Annotated in this window: 20 protein-coding genes and 1 pseudogene; 15 read left to right on the top strand and 6 right to left on the bottom strand. The window is 61.1% G+C overall.

What is annotated here, in order from left to right:
• Window positions 1-2: 2 nt before the first annotated feature.
• From QD408_RS21470 to visR, 9 genes are all read left to right on the top strand, one after another.
• A complete protein-coding gene (locus QD408_RS21470) occupies window positions 3-470 on the top strand; it encodes a chemotaxis protein CheW (protein WP_088680417.1) in 468 nt (155 codons plus the stop codon).
• The gene (gene cheR / locus QD408_RS21465; RefSeq protein WP_414140680.1) at window positions 467-1,375 is read left to right on the top strand and encodes a protein-glutamate O-methyltransferase CheR; all 909 of its coding nucleotides are present in this window, start codon (window positions 467-469) and stop codon (window positions 1,373-1,375) included. Before QD408_RS21470 ends, cheR begins: the two co-directional genes overlap by 4 nt.
• The gene (gene cheB / locus QD408_RS21460; RefSeq protein ID WP_088680419.1) at window positions 1,372-2,415 is read left to right on the top strand and encodes a protein-glutamate O-methylesterase CheB; all 1,044 of its coding nucleotides are present in this window, start codon (window positions 1,372-1,374) and stop codon (window positions 2,413-2,415) included. The genes cheR and cheB overlap by 4 nt, the downstream gene beginning before the upstream one ends.
• Window positions 2,415-2,804, top strand: a complete 390-nt coding sequence (locus QD408_RS21455) for a response regulator (RefSeq protein WP_003556488.1) — start codon at window positions 2,415-2,417, stop codon at window positions 2,802-2,804. Before cheB ends, QD408_RS21455 begins: the two co-directional genes overlap by 1 nt.
• Entirely contained in the window at window positions 2,801-3,355 is a 555-nt protein-coding gene (cheD, locus tag QD408_RS21450; protein WP_414140679.1) for a chemoreceptor glutamine deamidase CheD, read from the top strand. The genes QD408_RS21455 and cheD overlap by 4 nt, the downstream gene beginning before the upstream one ends.
• Window positions 3,356-3,371: 16 nt before the next feature.
• Window positions 3,372-3,761 (top strand): chemotaxis protein CheT, encoded by a 390-nt coding sequence (cheT, locus tag QD408_RS21445; RefSeq protein ID WP_088680421.1) that lies wholly within the window; start codon window positions 3,372-3,374, stop codon window positions 3,759-3,761.
• 168 nt (window positions 3,762-3,929) lie between these two features.
• Window positions 3,930-5,621 carry a flagellar basal-body MS-ring/collar protein FliF gene (fliF, locus tag QD408_RS21440; RefSeq protein ID WP_088680422.1) on the top strand — a complete coding sequence of 564 codons (1,692 nt, stop codon included), beginning with the start codon at window positions 3,930-3,932 and terminating at the stop codon, window positions 5,619-5,621.
• A gap of 372 nt (window positions 5,622-5,993) precedes the next feature.
• On the top strand, window positions 5,994-6,734 hold the full coding sequence (visN, locus tag QD408_RS21435) for a transcriptional regulator VisN (protein WP_414140678.1): 741 nt from the start codon (window positions 5,994-5,996) through the stop codon (window positions 6,732-6,734).
• Window positions 6,735-6,742: 8 nt separating this feature from the next.
• Window positions 6,743-7,492, top strand: coding sequence for a transcriptional regulator VisR (gene visR, locus QD408_RS21430; protein WP_414140677.1), 750 nt, complete (start codon window positions 6,743-6,745; stop codon window positions 7,490-7,492).
• Between the two features lie 57 nt (window positions 7,493-7,549).
• On the opposite strand, the pseudogene QD408_RS21425 reads toward visR, so the two are convergent.
• The 6 genes and pseudogenes from QD408_RS21425 to motA form a co-directional block, all read right to left on the bottom strand.
• A pseudogene (locus QD408_RS21425) lies at window positions 7,550-7,994 on the bottom strand (hypothetical protein).
• 5 nt (window positions 7,995-7,999) lie between these two features.
• Entirely contained in the window at window positions 8,000-9,079 is a 1,080-nt protein-coding gene (gene flhB / locus QD408_RS21420) for a flagellar biosynthesis protein FlhB (protein WP_414140676.1), read from the bottom strand.
• Window positions 9,080-9,309: 230 nt separating this feature from the next.
• Window positions 9,310-10,350 (bottom strand): flagellar motor switch protein FliG, encoded by a 1,041-nt coding sequence (gene fliG / locus QD408_RS21415; RefSeq protein ID WP_088680427.1) that lies wholly within the window; start codon window positions 10,348-10,350, stop codon window positions 9,310-9,312.
• Window positions 10,351-10,378: 28 nt separating this feature from the next.
• Window positions 10,379-10,966, bottom strand: coding sequence for a flagellar motor switch protein FliN (fliN, locus tag QD408_RS21410; RefSeq protein WP_088680428.1), 588 nt, complete (start codon window positions 10,964-10,966; stop codon window positions 10,379-10,381).
• Between the two features lie 65 nt (window positions 10,967-11,031).
• A complete protein-coding gene (locus tag QD408_RS21405; RefSeq protein ID WP_414140675.1) occupies window positions 11,032-11,982 on the bottom strand; it encodes a FliM/FliN family flagellar motor switch protein in 951 nt (316 codons plus the stop codon).
• Window positions 11,983-12,855, bottom strand: coding sequence for a flagellar motor stator protein MotA (motA, locus tag QD408_RS21400; protein ID WP_088680430.1), 873 nt, complete (start codon window positions 12,853-12,855; stop codon window positions 11,983-11,985). It abuts the gene before it with no gap.
• A gap of 253 nt (window positions 12,856-13,108) precedes the next feature.
• On the opposite strand from motA, the gene flgF reads away from it, so the two are divergent.
• The 6 genes from flgF to QD408_RS21370 all read left to right on the top strand — a co-directional run bounded on the left by flgF (window position 13,109) and on the right by QD408_RS21370 (window position 17,126).
• Window positions 13,109-13,843, top strand: coding sequence for a flagellar basal-body rod protein FlgF (gene flgF, locus QD408_RS21395; protein ID WP_088680431.1), 735 nt, complete (start codon window positions 13,109-13,111; stop codon window positions 13,841-13,843).
• 14 nt (window positions 13,844-13,857) lie between these two features.
• Complete coding sequence (gene fliI, locus QD408_RS21390; protein WP_088680432.1) at window positions 13,858-15,255, top strand: flagellar protein export ATPase FliI; 1,398 nt, start codon at window positions 13,858-13,860, stop codon at window positions 15,253-15,255.
• Window positions 15,256-15,257: 2 nt separating this feature from the next.
• On the top strand, window positions 15,258-15,800 hold the full coding sequence (locus QD408_RS21385) for a flagellar protein (RefSeq protein WP_088680433.1): 543 nt from the start codon (window positions 15,258-15,260) through the stop codon (window positions 15,798-15,800).
• Between the two features lie 164 nt (window positions 15,801-15,964).
• Window positions 15,965-16,357, top strand: coding sequence for a flagellar basal body rod protein FlgB (gene flgB / locus QD408_RS21380; protein WP_088680434.1), 393 nt, complete (start codon window positions 15,965-15,967; stop codon window positions 16,355-16,357).
• A 5-nt stretch (window positions 16,358-16,362) separates the two neighbouring features.
• The gene (gene flgC, locus QD408_RS21375; RefSeq protein ID WP_028755550.1) at window positions 16,363-16,779 is read left to right on the top strand and encodes a flagellar basal body rod protein FlgC; all 417 of its coding nucleotides are present in this window, start codon (window positions 16,363-16,365) and stop codon (window positions 16,777-16,779) included.
• A gap of 2 nt (window positions 16,780-16,781) precedes the next feature.
• Window positions 16,782-17,126: a flagellar hook-basal body complex protein FliE gene (locus QD408_RS21370; RefSeq protein ID WP_088680435.1), complete on the top strand. Its 345-nt coding sequence runs from the start codon at window positions 16,782-16,784 to the stop codon at window positions 17,124-17,126.
• Window positions 17,127-17,136 lie beyond the last annotated feature (10 nt).

Below are 17,136 nucleotides of genomic sequence, written 5' to 3'. Positions count from 1 at the left end.
CGATGTCGTACACCGTAAAAAGTCTGAGCGAAGGGGACCGCGAGCTGATCGCGTTCCGCATCGGCGATCAGGAGTTTTGCGTGAACATCATGTCGGTTCGCGAAATCCGGGGCTGGACCCCGGCGACCGCGATGCCGCACTCGCCGGCCTATATGCTTGGAGTCATCAACCTGCGCGGCGCCGTGCTGCCGATCATCGACCTTTCGGCCCGGCTCGGCATGAAGCCGGCCGATCCCACAGCCCGTCACGTCATCATCGTCGCCCAGGTCCGGCGCAAGGTCGTCGGCCTCCTGGTCGATGCCGTTTCCGACATCCTGACGGTGACCGACGAGATCATCCAGCCGACGCCCGAGATTTCCTCCGACCTCGAGCGTCAGTTCGCCCGCGGCATCCTCGCCATCGATAAGCGCATGATCTGCCTGATCGAACTCGAAGCCCTCTTTTCCGAAACCGAAAGCGAAGCCGCATGAATGCAATGGGCGCAAAAGATCAGAGGCAGGGAGCCGACGAGGTCCTGGCGAGCGGGGAATACCCGCTGACGCGCCGCGATCTCACGGAAATCGCCGCGATGATCTATTCGGATGCCGGCATCTTCCTCAACGAGACGAAGGCTTCGCTCGTCTATTCGCGCCTGTCGAAACATATCCGCAATCTCGGCCTGTCCGGTTTCCGGGAATATTGCGCCCTCGTCGCTTCGCCGGCCGGTGCTGCGGCGCGCCGCGAGATGCTGTCGCATCTGACGACCAATTTCACGCGCTTCTTTCGCGAAAACCATCATTTCGAGCATCTGCGCGATCACGTCCTGCCGGAACTTCTGCAGCGGGCGAGGTCCGGCGGCAGGGTGCGCATCTGGTCGGCCGCCTCCTCCGACGGGCAGGAGCCCTATTCGATCGCGCTGACGGTCTTGTCGCTGATGCCGAACGCCGCCGACTACGACTTCAAGATCCTGGCGACCGACATCGACCCGAAGATCCTCGCGATCGCCCGCGCCGGCGCCTATGACGAAGCCGCGCTCGAAACCGTATCGCCCGCCATGCGCAAGCAGTGGTTCAGCGAAGTCGAGGTGCAGGGCCGCCGGAAATTCCAGGTCGACGACCGCGTCAAGCGGCTGATCACCTATAACGAGCTGAACCTGATGGCGCAGTGGCCGTTCAAGGGCAAGTTCGACGTCATCTTCTGCCGCAACGTCGTCATCTATTTCGACGAGCCGACGCAGATGAAGATCTGGCAGCGTTTCGCCGGCCTGCTGCCGGAAGGCGGCCATCTCTATATCGGCCATTCCGAGCGTGTGTCGGGCGAGGCGAAAAACGTCTTCGACAATATCGGCATCACGACCTATCGCTACACGACCAAGGGTCTCGGGAGGAAGGCATGAGTGCGCCGGCAAGGGTTCTCGTTGTTGACGACTCGCCGACGATGCGCGGTCTGATCACCGCTGTCCTGAGTTCGGACCCCGAGGTCAACGTCATCGGCCAGGCCGGCGACGCGCTGGAGGCGCGCGAGGCGATCAAGCGGCTGAACCCCGATGTCGTAACGCTCGATATCGAGATGCCGAACATGAACGGCCTCGATTTCCTCGAAAAGATCATGACGCTGCGGCCGATGCCGGTCATCATGGTATCGACGATGACGCATCGCGGCGCCGAGGCTACCCTTGCGGCGCTGGAGATCGGCGCTTTCGACTGCGTCGGCAAGCCGGCGCCCGGCGAACCCAGGCCCTTCGGCGACCTTGCCGAGAAGGTCAAGGCGGCCGCGCGCACGCAGCGCCAGTTCTCTCAGCCGGCCGCCGTCGTCGCGCCGCCGCCCTCCGTCGCCGATTTCCGCGTCGGCCGCAAGATCGTCGCGATCGGCTCGTCGACCGGCGGGGTCGAAGCTTTGATCGCCGTGCTGCAGAAGTTTCCGGCAAATTGCCCGCCGACCGTCATCACCCAGCATATGCCGCCGACCTTCACCAAGAGCTTCGCCGAGCGCCTCAATCGCCTCTGCGCGCCGGTGGTGCAGGAGGCGACCGACGGCGCCCGCCTCGAGATCGGCAAGATCTATCTGGCGCCCGGCGGCGAGCGTCATCTTCAGGTGAGCGGCGCCTCCGCGCCGTGCTGCCGTCTTATCGACCGGCCGCCGGTCAACGGGCATCGCCCATCGGTCGACGTGCTCTTCGATTCGGTCGCGGAACTGGCGGGCCGCAACGCCGTCGGCGTGATCCTGACCGGAATGGGCCGCGATGGCGCGGCCGGATTGTTGAAAATGCGCCACGCCGGCGCCAGAACGCTCGGCCAGAACGAAAAAACCTGTGTCGTTTACGGAATGCCAAGGGTTGCTCATGAACTTGGCGCCGTTGAGCAGCAGCTGCCGCTGTCTGCCATCGGTGAGGAAATATTGAAAATGACAGCCGCCCGAAAGGAAGGGACCGAATAATGTCGATCGCGGAGAAAATCAAAGTTCTGATCGTCGATGATCAGGTAACGAGCCGGTTGCTGCTCAGCGATGCGCTGACCCAGCTCGGTTTCAAGCAGATCACGTCCGCAGGCGACGGCGAGCAGGGCATGAAGATCATGGCCGAGCAACCGCACCACCTGGTAATCTCGGACTTCAACATGCCGAAGATGGATGGCATCGGCTTCCTTCAGGCCGTGCGCACCAATCCCAACACCAAGAAGGCGGCCTTCATCATCCTCACCGCCCAGGGCGACCGCGCGCTGGTGCAGAAGGCGGCCCAGCTCGGCGCCAACAACGTGCTCGCAAAGCCGTTCACGATCGAAAAGATGAAGGCGGCTATCGAAGCCGTGTTTGGAGCCTTGAAATGATCAATGAGGGGGCAGCCCGCCGCGTGCACATCATTCAGGGCGAGTACAAGGTTCTGAGCGACCCGAATGCGGTGCTCTCGACCATTCTCGGCTCGTGCGTGGCTGCGTGCCTCCGGGACCCCGTCGCCGGTGTCGGCGGCATGAACCACTTCCTGCTGCCCGGTTCGGCCATATCGCCGATGTCAGGCGGCGATGCCACGCGCTACGGCGTGCATCTGATGGAACTGCTGATCAACGGTCTCCTGAAGCAGGGCGCCCGGCGCGACCGGCTGGAGGCGAAGATCTTCGGCGGCGCGAAGACGATCTCGACATTTTCCAATGTCGGTGAGCAGAACGCGGCCTTCGCCATGCAGTTCCTGAGGGATGAAGGCATTCCGGTGGTCGGCTCCTCCACCGGCGGAGAACATGGACGCAAGCTTGAATATTGGCCGGTCTCCGGTCGTGCCCGGCAATACCCCCTGACCGGCGCCGAAACGCAGAAAACCGTCGCTCTCGAGCAGCGTCCCGCCGCTCCGCAGAAGCCCGCCGAAACCAGTATCGAATTTTTTTGATGGCGAGGATTTTCATATGACCTTTACCCCGGTGATCGAGCCGCCAGCGCCTGTCGAGGCGCTGAGCGACATCCTGATGCGCATCGTTTCCGAACTGCACGATGTCGCCTACCTCATCGAGCGTATCGAACCGCAGCTTCTCGACCTCGGCGGCGCCGAGATCCTGAACTCGCCTGACGCCATGAAGGTCATGCAGGGTATCGATCTGGCCGTGCAGAAGTCGCGCGGCATTGCCGAATTCATCGACACCATCACCGGCGAAATCCCGCATGGCTGGACGGTCGATGTCGCCACCGCCCTCAGCCTCGTCAAGCTGGCGGAGATGCAGAAGGCTCTGGGCGGCGCCCTGCGCCACGGCCATTCCCAGCCGCTGAGCAAGGCCGCCGGCGACTTCGATTTCTTCTAATTCATGTCGCCCGGAAGCGTGCCGCGGTTCCGGGATGACGGCCTGCATGAAAACAAGGAGCTTTCCGCTCCGCTCGCGCTTCACGAAACGCTCGCACAAGTTTCGCCGATTATTCGTCAGATGAGGCAATAAGCCTGCTTTGTCTTTGACGGATCGTGCGAGAACAGAATGAATCTGTTAAATCAATTAGTTCAGATTTTTAAGAACTTTGGCGCCCTAGGCCGAACACGGCTGATGATTCTCGGAGGCGTCGGCGCCGTTTCCATCGCAATCGTCCTTGCGGCTGCCCTTTTCGTCAACAAACCGGCACAGGAAACGCTCTACGTCGGCCTGGATTCGCCGGATCTCAACCAGATCAGCATGGCGCTTGCCGAAGCCAATATCAATTTCCAGGTCGGCACGGATGGCTCCAGCATCACCGTCCCGGCAGGGATGACGGGCAAGGCCCGCCTGATGCTTGCCGAGCGCGGCCTGCCGAACAGCGCCAATGCCGGTTACGAACTCTTCGACAATGTCGGCTCCCTCGGCCTGACCTCCTTCATGCAGGAAGTGACGCGGGTTCGGGCGCTCGAAGGCGAAATCGCACGCACCATCCAGTCGATCTCGGGCATCACGGCCGCTCGCGTCCATATCGTCATGCCGGAAGTCGGTAACTTCCGGAAGGCCGAACAGAAACCGACCGCCTCCGTCATGATTCGCGCAAGCGCTGCCACCGGACGCGGCGCGGCGACGTCGATCCGCCACCTCGTCGCCTCGGCCGTACCGGGGCTTGACGTCGACGACGTGACGATCCTCGATTCCGCCGGTCAGTTGCTCGCGTCCGGCGACGAGACGAGCAACAGCTCGCTGAACCGCTCGCTCAACATCGTCCAGAACGTCCAGCAGGAAGTCGAATCCAACATCGACAAGGCCTTGGCGCCCTTCCTCGGCATGGACAACTTCCGCTCCAGCGTCACCGCCGATCTCAATACGGACGCCCAGCAGATCCAGGAAACGGTCTACGATCCCGAATCCAAGGTCGAACGCTCCGTCCGCTCGACGAAGGAAGCCCAGCAGTCGCAGCAGAAGCAGTCCGACAGCGCCACGACCGTCGAGCAGAACATTCCCCAGGCCGCTCCCGATGCGGGCGGCGCCGGCGGACCGGAATCGCAGGACAAGTCCGACAAGCGCGAAGAGCAGACCAACTACGAAATCAACAGCAAGACGACGGCGACGACCCGCAACAGCTACAAGGTCGAGAAGCTCTCGATCGCCGTGGTGGTCAACAAGGGCCGCATCTCGAAAATGGTCGGTGAACCCGCCGATCAGGCCAAGGTCGACGCCTATCTCGCCGAAATGCAGAAGATCGTCGCTTCGGCGGCCGGCATCGATGCCAAGCGTGGTGACGTCGTCACCGTCACGGCCATGGACTTCCTCGAGAACCAGCTGCTCGAAGAAGCCAGCGGCGGCGTCCACGTCATGGACATGCTGAGCCGCAACCTCGCCGGCATCATCAACTCGCTCGCCTTCGTCGCAGTCGCCTTCGTGGTGGTCTGGATGGGCCTGCGGCCTCTGGTGCGCAGCGTCAGCGGCAACGGTTCCAGCTCGGTGCTCGGCGATGCCACGCCGGAAGCGGCCGGCCTCGAACTGCCGGACTTCGCCCCGGCGGCCGGAGCGCCCGGAGGGGCACTCATGGACGGCTTCGGATCCGACTTCGGCTTCGACAGCACCGAGGATCTGCTCAGCCTCGGCGACGACGACGGCAACTTCAATCGCCGCGTCAAGGAAGGCCCGGAACGCAAACTTTCCCGCATGGTCGAGATCAACGAGGAGCGCGCAGCGAAAATCCTCAGGAAATGGGCAATCGACGACGCAGCGTAAGAAAGAGGCCGGGCAACCGGCCTTTTTTCATGTTCGCGCTGGGCTTAGCCCGGCCGCGTTGAAACGCCGTCCTGGAGAAGCTGGATAAAACTGTTGAGGATCACTCGCGTAAAACGCGAATCAAGTTGCGATACAGCCAGAATCATCTTAGCTTTCCCTGTATTCTGAGGGGCGCAATTGGTCCTCGAATCACGGCACGAGCGGCAGCGAAAGTAAATCCCTAGAAGTCGGAGATGGTGATTTACATCGGCTGACTTACCCTTAGGTGATTCGAAATGGGATTCGAGCGGGGCTTGAGTTGAATCCTTTACAAAAAAAATGCTGTTGCACCGAGTTTGATCGTTCCTCAGCCGCAGGAAATTGCCAGTGGAAATGACGATATTTCAGGCGAGCAAAGGCGAGAGGCAAATGGCGAATTTCGCGAGCGTGGTGGCACCGGCTTTATTGCCGCGCGACGAGCTGATTCAGCGCCTGCACGGTGTCGCCGACACTGGGAGGTTGCAGTCCGGTCTGCGTGCGCTGACCGAATATGTCGGTGCTTCGCACTATCTTCTGGCGCGCTGTGATCTCATCCAGGAAAACGGCCTTGATTTCATCGTTTCGTCGGATTGGCCGTTCGATCTGGTCAAGGATATCGCCAACGATCTGGTCAGCGGCTATGCCCGTTCGACCGAGCTGGAAAAATGCATGCAGGTCTTCCAGCCGAACTTCGCTCTTCTGCCCGATGACGCCGATGTGCCGGATGGCGCCAGCCGCCAATATTGTTCATTGACCTTCAATGTCGGCCGGTCGCGGCTGGCTTTGATGTTCCTGTTCGGCGAGGGGTTCATCCTTTCGCCGGAGCGCCTGCGGGACGTGGGGCTGCTTGCGGGTTATGTCGCCAGCTTCCTCCGCTGCGGCGGCACGCGGGTCGATCGCGATTTCGAACTGACGGACCGGGAGCTGGAATGCCTGTTCTGGATCGCCGAGGGCAAGACCAGCGATGAAATCGCGATGATCCTCGGAATCTCCCGTAATACCATCAACAATTACATCACCAGCGTGATGCGCAAGACGGCGACCAAGACCCGGTCCGAGGCCATTGCCTTCGCCGTCCGCAACAATCTCGTATAGGGGGCTCCATGGCGCATCCATCATCAGGCAGGACGATGAGCAGCGCGGAGCAACTGCGCATGGTGCGTGTGAACAGGATTTCCAGCCGGTCCGACCTGTTCCCGCGGCTGATCGCGATGCAGAAGCTCGCCGATGCCCAAGGCTTTGCGATCTTTCGCGTCAGCGGCTCGGGGCTGCCGGCAAAGCAGCGCCTGGTCTGCGAGCTCGAGAACTGGGGCTCAGCCAATGCCGGGTTCGGCAAGGCCTTCACGGATGCCTACGGCGATATTCTTCTCGATCATATCGATAAATCGCTGCTGCCGCTCTCATGGGCCGGCGGCTACGATCGCTCGGCACCAGGCTCGGCGGATTTCTCACCGTTCATGACGCGGCTGCAGGACGGTATCCTGCCTTTTTCCGGCCTCGCCTTTCCCGTGCGGCTCGGCGCCGTCGGCAACGGCTTCATCCTTTTCACCGGCGATGAGATCGACCCCTCGAGCGATACGATCGTCGAATTGCACGGGCGCTGCTGCCATATCATGATGGATCTGCTCTCGCTCGACGAACGCCGAACGGCTGCCGCCGAGGCGCTCAGCGAACGCGAGATCGCCTGTCTCCAGCTTGCCGGCGACGGCCGCATCAGCGAAGAGATCGCCGAAAAGCTCGGCCTGTCCGTGCACACCGTAAACGCCTATCTCGGCTCGGCGACCATCAAGCTCGATTCCGTCAATCGCATTCAGGCGATCGCCAAGGCGATCCGGCTCGGCTACATCAGCTGAACCGGATGGATCGGCTTTTTCGAAAGAGCCGATGAAAGCTTTCTTGTCTTGAAGACGTCAGCTGGCCAGGGCCTGCGGCGGCTGGTTCACGTTGTAGCGCGATTCCCGAAGGCTCTTTGCCAGGAAGCGGGTATTCTCATCGGGATCGGCCGAGGGATCCTGAAACGCGATGTGGTTGATCTCGATGCCGGCGTGGTCTTCGGCAAGGGTGAGCTGCGCGTAGACGGTGACGCCGCGCGGCTTGATTTCCAGATCGAGAACGACCTCGGGCTTGCCGCCCCACTCCAGCGTATAGTTCCCGCCAAGGCCGAAGTTCACCGTGCCCGGATGAAAGAAAAGCTCCGCCGCCGAAGCGACGAGATCGGAAAGATTGCCGTAATACTCGAAGCGCAGCAGTGAAATGAGGTCAGAAGCATCCAGAAGGCGACAGTTCTGTCGCGACCGGGCTGATCGCGTTGGCGAGGATCTTTTCACGTTGGGCAGAGTGAGGGCATTTTTTCATTCGGCTTATCTTACCCGTTTGTTCTTGGCGTCTGCGGCGTAGACCCGATGGATCAGCTCCGCAACGGCCTTATAGAAGACTGACGGTATGACACTATCGACCGAGACTTGCGCAAACATGGAGCGGGCAAGCGGCGGATCTTCGAACACCGGTATGCCGTTTTTCTCGGCGATCTCCCTGATCTTCAGCGCGATGAGGTCCTGGCCCTTGGCCAGCACCACCGGCGCGTCGTTTTCCTCGCGCGCGTAGCGCAGCGCCACCGCATAGTGTGTCGGGTTGGCGATGACGAGCGTCGCACGGTGCACGTTGGCGATCATGCGCCGGCGCGCGCGGTCGCGCATCAGCGAGCGCTGCCGGCTCTTGACGAAGGGGTCGCCCTGCGCCTGCTTGTTTTCTTCCTTCACCTCATGCCGCGTCATCTTCAGTTCGGTGAACCAGTGATGCCGCGACCAGAAAAGATCGGCGATCGCGACGATCGCGGTGGCGATCAGCATGACGATGATGATCTTGCGCATCGCCGTCGTCATCCGCACGAGGATCGTCTGCGGATCGGAGAACATCGCGTCGATCGAGCTGAAATATTCGCTTCTCAGCACGAAGAACAGAATCACCCCGACGATGACGACCTTGAACAGCGATTTTCCGAATTCGATGAGGCCGGGCAGGCTGAAGAGCCGCGACCAGCCTTTGACGATGGAGATGCGAGAGGCCTGCGGCCGGATACGCTCGAGCACGGGCGTCGGCAAATTCTGGAAGATGGAGGAGGCGATGCCGAACACCATGAACAGGATGAAGGCAGGCGCCAGCAGCGCAGCGCTCGCCCAGCCGAGCCGGATGAAGAGCGCCAGAATGTCCGGCCCCGTCTCGATTTTCCACTGGTCGGGCTGCTCGAAAATGTCGCGCAGCGTCTCGTTCATGCGCCCGACGGCGTCAGGAAGGAAGAACACCAGATAGATGAAGGTGGCGAGGATGGTCGAGAAGATCGACAGCTCGCGCGAAAACGGCACATTGCCTTTCTCCGCGGCATCGCTTCGTTTCTTCGCGGTCGGGGCTTCTGTTTTGCTGTCCTTGTCATCATCTGCCAAGTCGCGGCCCTCCGTCAAAGAAACAGGCCGCAGCCGATGCATGCCGCCCGAAAGCGTGCAGCGGTTTTGGGATGACGATATGCATCAAAGCAAAAACCTAAAGCGCCTCGCATGATTTAAGCATACGAGGCGCTTTGGAGCACGACCTATCATTGGAAGGGTAATCGCCCGTGGCACGGCGATCAACAGCCGCCTTGCGGCATGCTTGATTTGTCAACAGTCTCGAAGAGTTAGGCGGCCGCCGAAGCGTCGCCTTCCTTCTCCTTGAGCTCGATCTGGCCCGAGTTGGCCAGGCGAATCGCTTCCTGCGCCACGGCGCGGCGAGCGATGGCGATCTCGCGCGGATTGACGCCGCCCATGCCGCTCTGCAGATCCGATTCGATCATGCGGCGCTGGCGCGGGCTGATGGCGGACAGAACCGATTCGCGGATCTCGGGGGGCGCACCGCGCAGCGCGACGGTAAGCACATCCGTCGAGATGTCGTTGAGCAGCATGACGCGGCTGCGCTGCGGCATGTACATGAGGTCTTCGAAGAGGAAGATCTTCGGACGGACCTTGTTGACCGATTCGCGGCTGATCGATTCGAGTGAGGTGAGCAGCGTGTCGACCTGCGGCTTGTCGAGCTCGTTCATCAGGTCGGCGACCTTCGTCGAGCCGGCCGCATTGCGCTCTGCCTCGACTTCGGCGAGCAGCGTCATGACCTGGTTTTCGATGATCTGCGCGGCCTTCGGGCTGACGGTCTTCATGTTGACCGTGCGGTTCATGATGTCGGCGCGGCGATTGTCGGGAAGCTGCAGCAGCACCTTGGCGCCGAAGGAGGAGGGCATCATCGAAAGAATATAGGCGACGGTCTGTGGATGTTCGCGCAGCAGGAACTGTGCGACGAACCCGGGCTCGGCTTCGCTCAGACGATCCCAGATCGAAGTCTCGTAGGCTTGGAATGCGGTGCGGCGGCCGAGCAGGCTGTCGACTTCGTCGGGCGTCAGGCCTTCTTCCAGAATGGCCTCGATCGCCTTGGCGTTGTCCATCAGGCCGGCGCCCTCGGTGAAGAGGTCTTCGAATTCGCCGACGAGCGACAGCAGTTCGTCCGGCGGAATGGCGCGCAGCGACTGGGCGGATGAGATAATGGTCTGCAATTCGGCCTGGGTGAAATATTTCAACAGCCGGCCGGCGACTCCCTTTCCCATAGCGAGAAGAACAGCCGCCGCCTTTTCAGCCTGGGTCAACGGTTTCCCGGCTAGCGCGCCGCCGAAATCGTCAAAGTCCATCATGGTCTAACCTCTCCGTCCCACACAGGGATCAGGCTTTCTTCGTGCTCAAAACTTCTATCAGTTTCACACCGAATCGCGTGTCGTCGTTATCAAGCACCGTAATCTCGCCGCGTGCAATCCTGCGGCCGTTCACCATAATCTCGACCGGTTCGCCGATCTTCTTGTCGAGGGCGATCGTCGCCCCTTCGTTGAGATTCATCAGGCCGGAAACCTGCATCCGGCTGGTGCCGAGCATGATCTGGACATCGATCGGAATGTCCATGATCAGTTCGAAGTTCGAACTCAGCGCGCTGCCGAGCGGAGCCGGCGACGCCTCGAACGATGAGCTGCCGCCGAAATCCATGCCTGCAGCCGGGCTGGCATTGCCGGCGCCGAAATCGCCGCCGAAATCGTCGCCGCCGAACGGGGAATCCGAAACCTCGCCGCCAAAGGCGGCCAGATCCGTTCCTGCTGCGAAAGCATCATTCTCGAGGTCGCCGCCAAACTGCGACAGGTCGCCATCGGCATCCTGCTTCAGCACGCCGCGCAGATCGTCGATCGCCTGGTCGAGATCGGCCTCGCTGCCCGGAACGTCCAGGGGGAAGTCGCTGTTCTGCTGTGTTTTCTTCGTTGCCATGAAATCACTATTCCAGTTGAAACTTGCCTCAAACTGCCTTTGCAGCCCAAAAGCCAGAGAACCGATTAATTCATTAAATGACGGATGAGTTCGTCATCCGAATTCATCGTATCCTTGACGCGGACCATGTAGTTTTCGCCTGAACGTCCGAACTCGCACACGTAAAGTTCCTTGCTGTTGGCGCTGACCTCGACACGAACGTCTTCGCGGTCGCGGAACGGAATGACGTCGCCGACCATCAGCTTCGATATAGTGCGCAGCGTCAGATCCTGTAGCCTGATCTTTGCCTCGAGCGTGACATGCGAGCGGCGGACCTGGTCGCCGAGCTGCTCGGTCCATTCAGGCGATTTGTTGGCGGCCTGGCGCTTCGGCTTCGGCGGCGTCACGTTGGTCTTGAGCAGCGCCGTCTGAGGAACGATCAGCGAGAATTCCGAAACGATGCCGGCCAGCGTGATCGACATGTTGATGGCGGCGGCGAACTCATCCGGCCGGTCTTCCGGCGGCCGGGCGCGGGTGTCATGGGCGTGCGGAGCCGACAGGCTGAGTTCGAAACCGCCCGGCGCGTTGACGGCGGACCGCAGCACCTTGGCGATCTTGTCGAAGATCATGACCGCGAGGTCGAGTTCGATGACCGACAGCAAACGGTCGGCCGGTTCCTCGATCGTATCGGCCGTGGCGCCGAGCAGGTGCTCCATCAGCGTGATGACGAAACCGTTGCCGCAGGCGAAGGTGATGTTCTGCGACCAGTTGCGCAACACCGCGTCGACGAGCGTGACGTTTGCGCTCAGGTCGTCGATCAGGTGGTTCTTGTAGCCGATCTCGCAGCCGAGATAGTTGACCGTCACGTCGAGGCCGGTCTCGCTCTTGATGACGTCGGGGAAGAATTCGCTGTAGACGTCCCCGAAGGAGCTGCAGATCTTGGCGACCCTGCCTCTGTCGCCGAGCCCGCCTGTCAGCTTGGCGAGAAGGGCAGGATCCATTGCCGGTTTGTCATGCGAAGCATTGCTCGTAGTCATTTAAGCCGCCTTGTTTTCGCCACCTGGGTTCATCATTTCCTGCTCGACTGCATCGATCGACGGACGCTCGTAGGCCGAGATCGTCTTGCGGCCGTATTCGAGAGCGACCTGCGGCACCGAGCCGTTCATGTAGGCAAGCAGCGTCTGCTTGACGATGACGTAGAGGCGGTGCTGCTTGTTGCGCACGATCTTGATCTGGGAGACCAGCGGCGAGCAGAGGCAGTAGGACAGGAGAATGCCGAGGAAGGTTCCGACGAGCGCCGAGCCGATCAGGTGACCGAGTACCTCAGGCGAATCGTTGATGTGGGCCATCGCCTTGATGACGCCGAGAACAGCCGCGACGATACCGATCGCGGGGAAGGAGTCGCCCATAATCTGGATCGCGTGGTACGGCTTCATCTTGTCGTGCATGATGGTGTTGAGCTCTTCGTCCATCAGCGCCTCGATCTCGTGGCTGCGGGCATTGCCGATGATGATCAGGCGCACGTAGTCGCAGATGAAGGCGGTCAGTTCCTTGTTTTTCAGAACGGTCGGAGCCTGCTGGAAGATCGTCGATTCGGCCGGATTGTCGATATGGGCTTCGATTTCGTTTCGCGACTTGGTGCGCAGGTCGCGCATCAGCGAATAGAGCACGCCGAGCGTATCGAGATAATTGCGTTCCTTGGGAACGGCGTGCTTGAAGGCTTCGCCGAGCGCCTTGCCGGAATCCTTCACCACCTTCATCGGGTTGGCCATGATGAAGCTGCCGAGGCCGGCGCCGCCGATGATGACGAATTCGAAGGGCTGGAACAGCGCTTCCACGTGGCCGCCCATCGCCATGAAGCTGCCGATGACACAGCCGCAAGTCACTATAAATCCGATAATGATGTTCATCGTCAGCCCAATCTGAACGTTGCTTTTCTTTGAGACCGATAGGGTTTCTGCCTTGCGTGAGGCTGATGAAAGGGCCGCTCGCGAGGCCATTGCGCGTGCCAGCTTCGCGCAAGCATCTGCCGTCAGGCTAAAGGTGACGAATGGGTGTCCGCACCCGTTTCTGAGATGCCGCCTCAGCGAATCCCGGCCGAACCAGATCAAACGACGCCCGGTTTTTCGTTCCGTTCATCGCCAATGCTTGGAGCTTACCGACATGCAATCCGGTCTTTATGTTTCTCTGTCGTCGCAGATGGCGCTCGAAAAGCGCCTGAACACCATCGCAGACAACATGGCGAACGTGAACACGACCGGTTTTCGCGGCACCGAGGTGAAGTTCGACGAGATGGTAACGAACACCAAAAACAAGCTGAATACCAAAATCGCTTTCGTTTCACAGGGCAACGACTATCTGAACGAGCAGAACGGCGAATTGCAGCACACCGGCAACATGCTCGATTTCGCCATCAAGGGCGATGCCTGGTTTTCGCTCGATACGCCGGCGGGCCGCGTTCTGACGCGGGATGGCCGCTTCACGATGAAAGAGACCGGCGAACTCGTCTCGATCCGGGGATATCCGGTTCTCGACGCCGGCGGCGCGCCGATCCAGCTCAACACGACAGGCGGCGAGCCGGCCGTCGGCACCGACGGCATCATTTACCAGAACGGCCGTCAGGTCGGCTCTCTAGGCCTCTTCGAAGCGGATATCAGCAAAGGTTATCTGCGGTACGAAAACAGCGGCATCATGACCACCGAGCAGCCGCGCGCCGTCGTCGACCGCTTCAACATCGGCGTCGAGCAGGGTTATCTCGAAAATTCCAACGTCAACGCCATGCGCGAGATCACCCAGCTGATCGAAGTCAACCGCGCCTTCGAAAGCATTTCGTCGCTGATGCGTGACAGCGAGGATTCGTTCAAGGAAGCCGTCCAGACGCTCGGAGGCAGCCGCTAGGGCGGGGTTGAAGAATGAGCAGCACGCTACTGTCCGAAGATAGTCTTTCCCCGAAGCTGACGCATCTGGCGGGCCTCGTCGATCGATACGTGTCGCCGGAGTTCGCCGTCGCCCATGGCGGTCGCGTGCAGACCATTGCCGCAGGCCATTACACGGTGCGCGGCCTTTCCCGCCATGTACGTCTGGGGGAATTCGTCGCCCATAAATCGGCGACCGGCATCCATCTCGGGGAGGTCGTGCGCGTCGAGCCGGATCTGATCTATGTGTGCCCGATCGAACCCGGCGAGCCGATCGGCATCCACGATACGGTCATCCGCAAGGGCGCCTTCCGCATTTCGCCGTCGGACAGCTGGTGCGGGCGCACAATCAATTCGCTCTGTGAGCCGATCGACGGGCTGGGCCCGATCACCGAAGGGCTCGACCGCCGCTCGATCTCCAATACCGCGCCGCCTTCGATGACGCGCCAGCGCGTCGAAACCGGCTTCAAGACCGGCGTGCGCGCGATCGACATCTTCTCGCCGCTCTGCCTCGGGCAGCGTCTCGGCATCTTCGCCGGTTCCGGCGTCGGCAAATCGACGCTTCTATCCATGCTCGCCCGCGCGGACGCCTTCGACAAGGTGGTGATTGCGCTCGTCGGCGAACGCGGCCGTGAAGTGCGCGAATTCATCGAGGATACGCTCGGCAGCAATATGAAGAAGGCGATCGCCGTCGTCGCAACCAGCGATGAAAGCCCGATGCTGCGCAAGATGGCGCCGCTGACGGCGGTCACTATCGCCGAGCACTTCCGCGACAAGGGCGAGAACGTCCTTTTCATCGTCGACAGCGTCACGCGTTTCGCCCATGCCATTCGCGAGGTGGCGACGGCTTCCGGCGAGCCGCCGATCGCGCGCGGTTATCCCGCTTCCGTCTTCACCGAGCTGCCGCGCCTCCTGGAACGCGCCGGTCCCGGTCCCGAAGGCGCCGGCACGATCACCGCGATCATTTCGATCCTCGTCGACGGCGACAATCACAACGACCCGATCGCAGACTCCACGCGCGGCATCCTGGACGGTCATATCGTCCTGCAGCGCAGTCTCGCCGAAGAAGGGCGCTATCCGCCGATCGATCCGCTCGCCTCGATCTCGCGTCTCGCCCGAAAAGCCTGGACGCCGGACCAGGAAAAGCTGGTGTCGCGGCTGAAGGTGCTGATCCACCGGTTCGAGGAAACGCGCGACCTGCGCCTGATCGGCGGCTACCGCCAGGGCGCCGATCCCGATCTCGATATGGCGGTCAAGCAGGTGCCCATCATTTACGACGTTCTGAAGCAGTCTCCCGGTGATCGCGAATCGGCCGATGCCTTCGCCGATCTCGCCGGCGCGCTCAAGGCTGCGGCCGGCATGGGCAATCAGGGCGCACCCATCCAGAGGAGATAGACGTGGCTGAATTCGACGACGAACGCATCGCTTCCCTGAAGCCGCGCAGGAAGGCCGTCATTCTGGACCGGCTTCTGACGTTTGCCGGCCTGGCGCTCGCCGGCGCGTCGGCCTTCTTTCCCTGGTACGTCTTCTTCAACGAGGACAAGTTCGGCATCAACGTCGCCACAAGCGACAACGCCCGCGAGCTGCCGGATTGGCCGGCCCGCAACGTCTTCAGTGTCTCGCCGCTTGCCATGGTCAACAAGAACGAGGCGGACAAGAAGGTCCCGCCGATCGATACGCTGACGACGGCGACCGTCTCCAATCTCGGCAAGGAGCGTGATGGCGCCATGCTGAAGGAGGATCAGCCTTTCCCCGGCAAGTCTTCCTTCCGCCTGCTGCACGTTTCCAACGGCCGGGCGCTGATCGAGGACCCTTCGGGCATGTATGTGGTGCGGATCGGTTCGATCCTGCCCGACGAGAGCCGTCTCGCAACGCTCGAGCAGCGCGACGGCAAGTGGGTGATCGTCACGTCAAAGGGCGAAATCTACCAGAACAACTGACGCCGTTTGCAGAAGCATGAGGCAACAGGGGCTCCGCCGCGAACCGGCCGGAGCCTCTTCCTTTTAGAGGCCGCTTTCACTGAGCGCCCTCAAAGCCTGAATTCCCGTAAGTCCCACGCAAGATTACCCCACTAGGTTCGGGACAGTAAAAACGGAGAGTTCTCATGCAACCGATCCAACTTTTCGACTTGGCTTCGCGGCAGGCGGAATGGCTGACGATCCGTCAGCAGGTTGTTGCCGGCAACATCGCGAATGCCAACACCCCGAAGTTCCACGCCAAGGACGTCACGCCCTTCGACGCCGTGCTGGATAAGTCCGAGATCACCATGGCGCGCACCAATCCGGCGCATCTGAGCGGCAACGATTTCAGCGAGAGCGGCGATATCGACGTCAAGGATGCCGCGCTCGATCAGGAAATCGGCATTCAGGAATCCGGCAACACCGTCGGTTTGGCCGAAGAACTTTCCAAGTCCGGCGATATCAAGCGCCAGTACGATCTCAACACCTCGCTGGTCAGCTCCTTCAACCGCATGATGCTGATGACCGTCAGGAAGTAAAAGTCATGGATCCGCTTTCAGCAGCAATGAAAATCGCCGGTTCGGGGCTCGAGGCACAGTCGACGCGCCTGCGCATCGTCTCGGAAAACATCGCCAACGCCCGCTCGACCGGCGATACGCCCGGCGCCGACCCCTATCGCCGCAAGACGATCACCTTCGGCCAGCAGATGGATCGCACCAGCGGCGTCGAGACGGTCAACGTCAAGAAGGTCGGTGTCGACGAAGGCGATTTCAGCACGGAATTCGACCCCAGCAACCCGGCTGCGGACCAGAAGGGCGTCGTCAAGCTGCCGAACGTCAATATCCTGGTCGAGATGGCCGACATGCGCGAAGCCAACCGCTCGTATGACGCCAATCTGCAGACCATCAAGCAGACCCGCGACCTCATCTCCTCCACGATCGATCTCCTGAAGAGCCAATAATAATGATCAGCAGCGTCCAGAATGTCAGCAATCTTTCCATGACCCGCGCGCTCGGCGCCGTCGACGCCGAAAATTCCACGTCGTCGTCTGCCGCAGCCACCATGCCGGGCACCGCGGGCGCAGCCAACGGCATGAGCTTCGCCTCTGTCATGGGCAACATGGCGACCGACGCCGTCAACAGCCTGAAGGGCGCGGAAAGCATGTCTTTCGCCGGCATCAAGGGCACGGCGACGACGCGTGAAGTCGTCGATTCCATGCTGCAGGCCGAACAGACGCTGCAGACCGCGATTGCCATCCGTGACAAGGTCGTCTCGGCCTTTCTCGACGTCACCAAGATGCAGATGTAACTGATTTGAG

This window comes from Rhizobium sp. BR 249, assembly GCF_047445895.1.
Classification (GTDB): domain Bacteria; phylum Pseudomonadota; class Alphaproteobacteria; order Rhizobiales; family Rhizobiaceae; genus Rhizobium.
This window is presented reverse-complemented; position numbering and strand designations above follow the sequence as displayed.

Excerpts from the sequence above, each read along its gene's own strand:
- flgB (WP_088680434.1), top strand. The coding sequence starts at position 15,965 with ATGCAACCGATCCAACTTTTCGACTTGGCTTCGCGGCAGGCGGAATGG.
- QD408_RS21405 (WP_414140675.1), bottom strand. The coding sequence starts at position 11,982 with ATGACTACGAGCAATGCTTCGCATGACAAACCGGCAATGGATCCTGCC.
- motA (WP_088680430.1), bottom strand. The coding sequence starts at position 12,855 with ATGAACATCATTATCGGATTTATAGTGACTTGCGGCTGTGTCATCGGC.
- cheT (WP_088680421.1), top strand. The coding sequence starts at position 3,372 with ATGACCTTTACCCCGGTGATCGAGCCGCCAGCGCCTGTCGAGGCGCTG.
- QD408_RS21470 (WP_088680417.1), top strand. The coding sequence starts at position 3 with ATGTCGTACACCGTAAAAAGTCTGAGCGAAGGGGACCGCGAGCTGATC.
- flgC (WP_028755550.1), top strand. The coding sequence starts at position 16,363 with ATGGATCCGCTTTCAGCAGCAATGAAAATCGCCGGTTCGGGGCTCGAG.
- flgF (WP_088680431.1), top strand. The coding sequence starts at position 13,109 with ATGCAATCCGGTCTTTATGTTTCTCTGTCGTCGCAGATGGCGCTCGAA.
- QD408_RS21455 (WP_003556488.1), top strand. The coding sequence starts at position 2,415 with ATGTCGATCGCGGAGAAAATCAAAGTTCTGATCGTCGATGATCAGGTA.
- QD408_RS21370 (WP_088680435.1), top strand. The coding sequence starts at position 16,782 with ATGATCAGCAGCGTCCAGAATGTCAGCAATCTTTCCATGACCCGCGCG.
- visN (WP_414140678.1), top strand. The coding sequence starts at position 5,994 with ATGACGATATTTCAGGCGAGCAAAGGCGAGAGGCAAATGGCGAATTTC.
- fliN (WP_088680428.1), bottom strand. The coding sequence starts at position 10,966 with ATGGCAACGAAGAAAACACAGCAGAACAGCGACTTCCCCCTGGACGTT.
- cheD (WP_414140679.1), top strand. The coding sequence starts at position 2,801 with ATGATCAATGAGGGGGCAGCCCGCCGCGTGCACATCATTCAGGGCGAG.
- fliI (WP_088680432.1), top strand. The coding sequence starts at position 13,858 with ATGAGCAGCACGCTACTGTCCGAAGATAGTCTTTCCCCGAAGCTGACG.
- fliF (WP_088680422.1), top strand. The coding sequence starts at position 3,930 with ATGAATCTGTTAAATCAATTAGTTCAGATTTTTAAGAACTTTGGCGCC.
- fliG (WP_088680427.1), bottom strand. The coding sequence starts at position 10,350 with ATGATGGACTTTGACGATTTCGGCGGCGCGCTAGCCGGGAAACCGTTG.
- visR (WP_414140677.1), top strand. The coding sequence starts at position 6,743 with ATGGCGCATCCATCATCAGGCAGGACGATGAGCAGCGCGGAGCAACTG.
- cheB (WP_088680419.1), top strand. The coding sequence starts at position 1,372 with ATGAGTGCGCCGGCAAGGGTTCTCGTTGTTGACGACTCGCCGACGATG.
- cheR (WP_414140680.1), top strand. The coding sequence starts at position 467 with ATGAATGCAATGGGCGCAAAAGATCAGAGGCAGGGAGCCGACGAGGTC.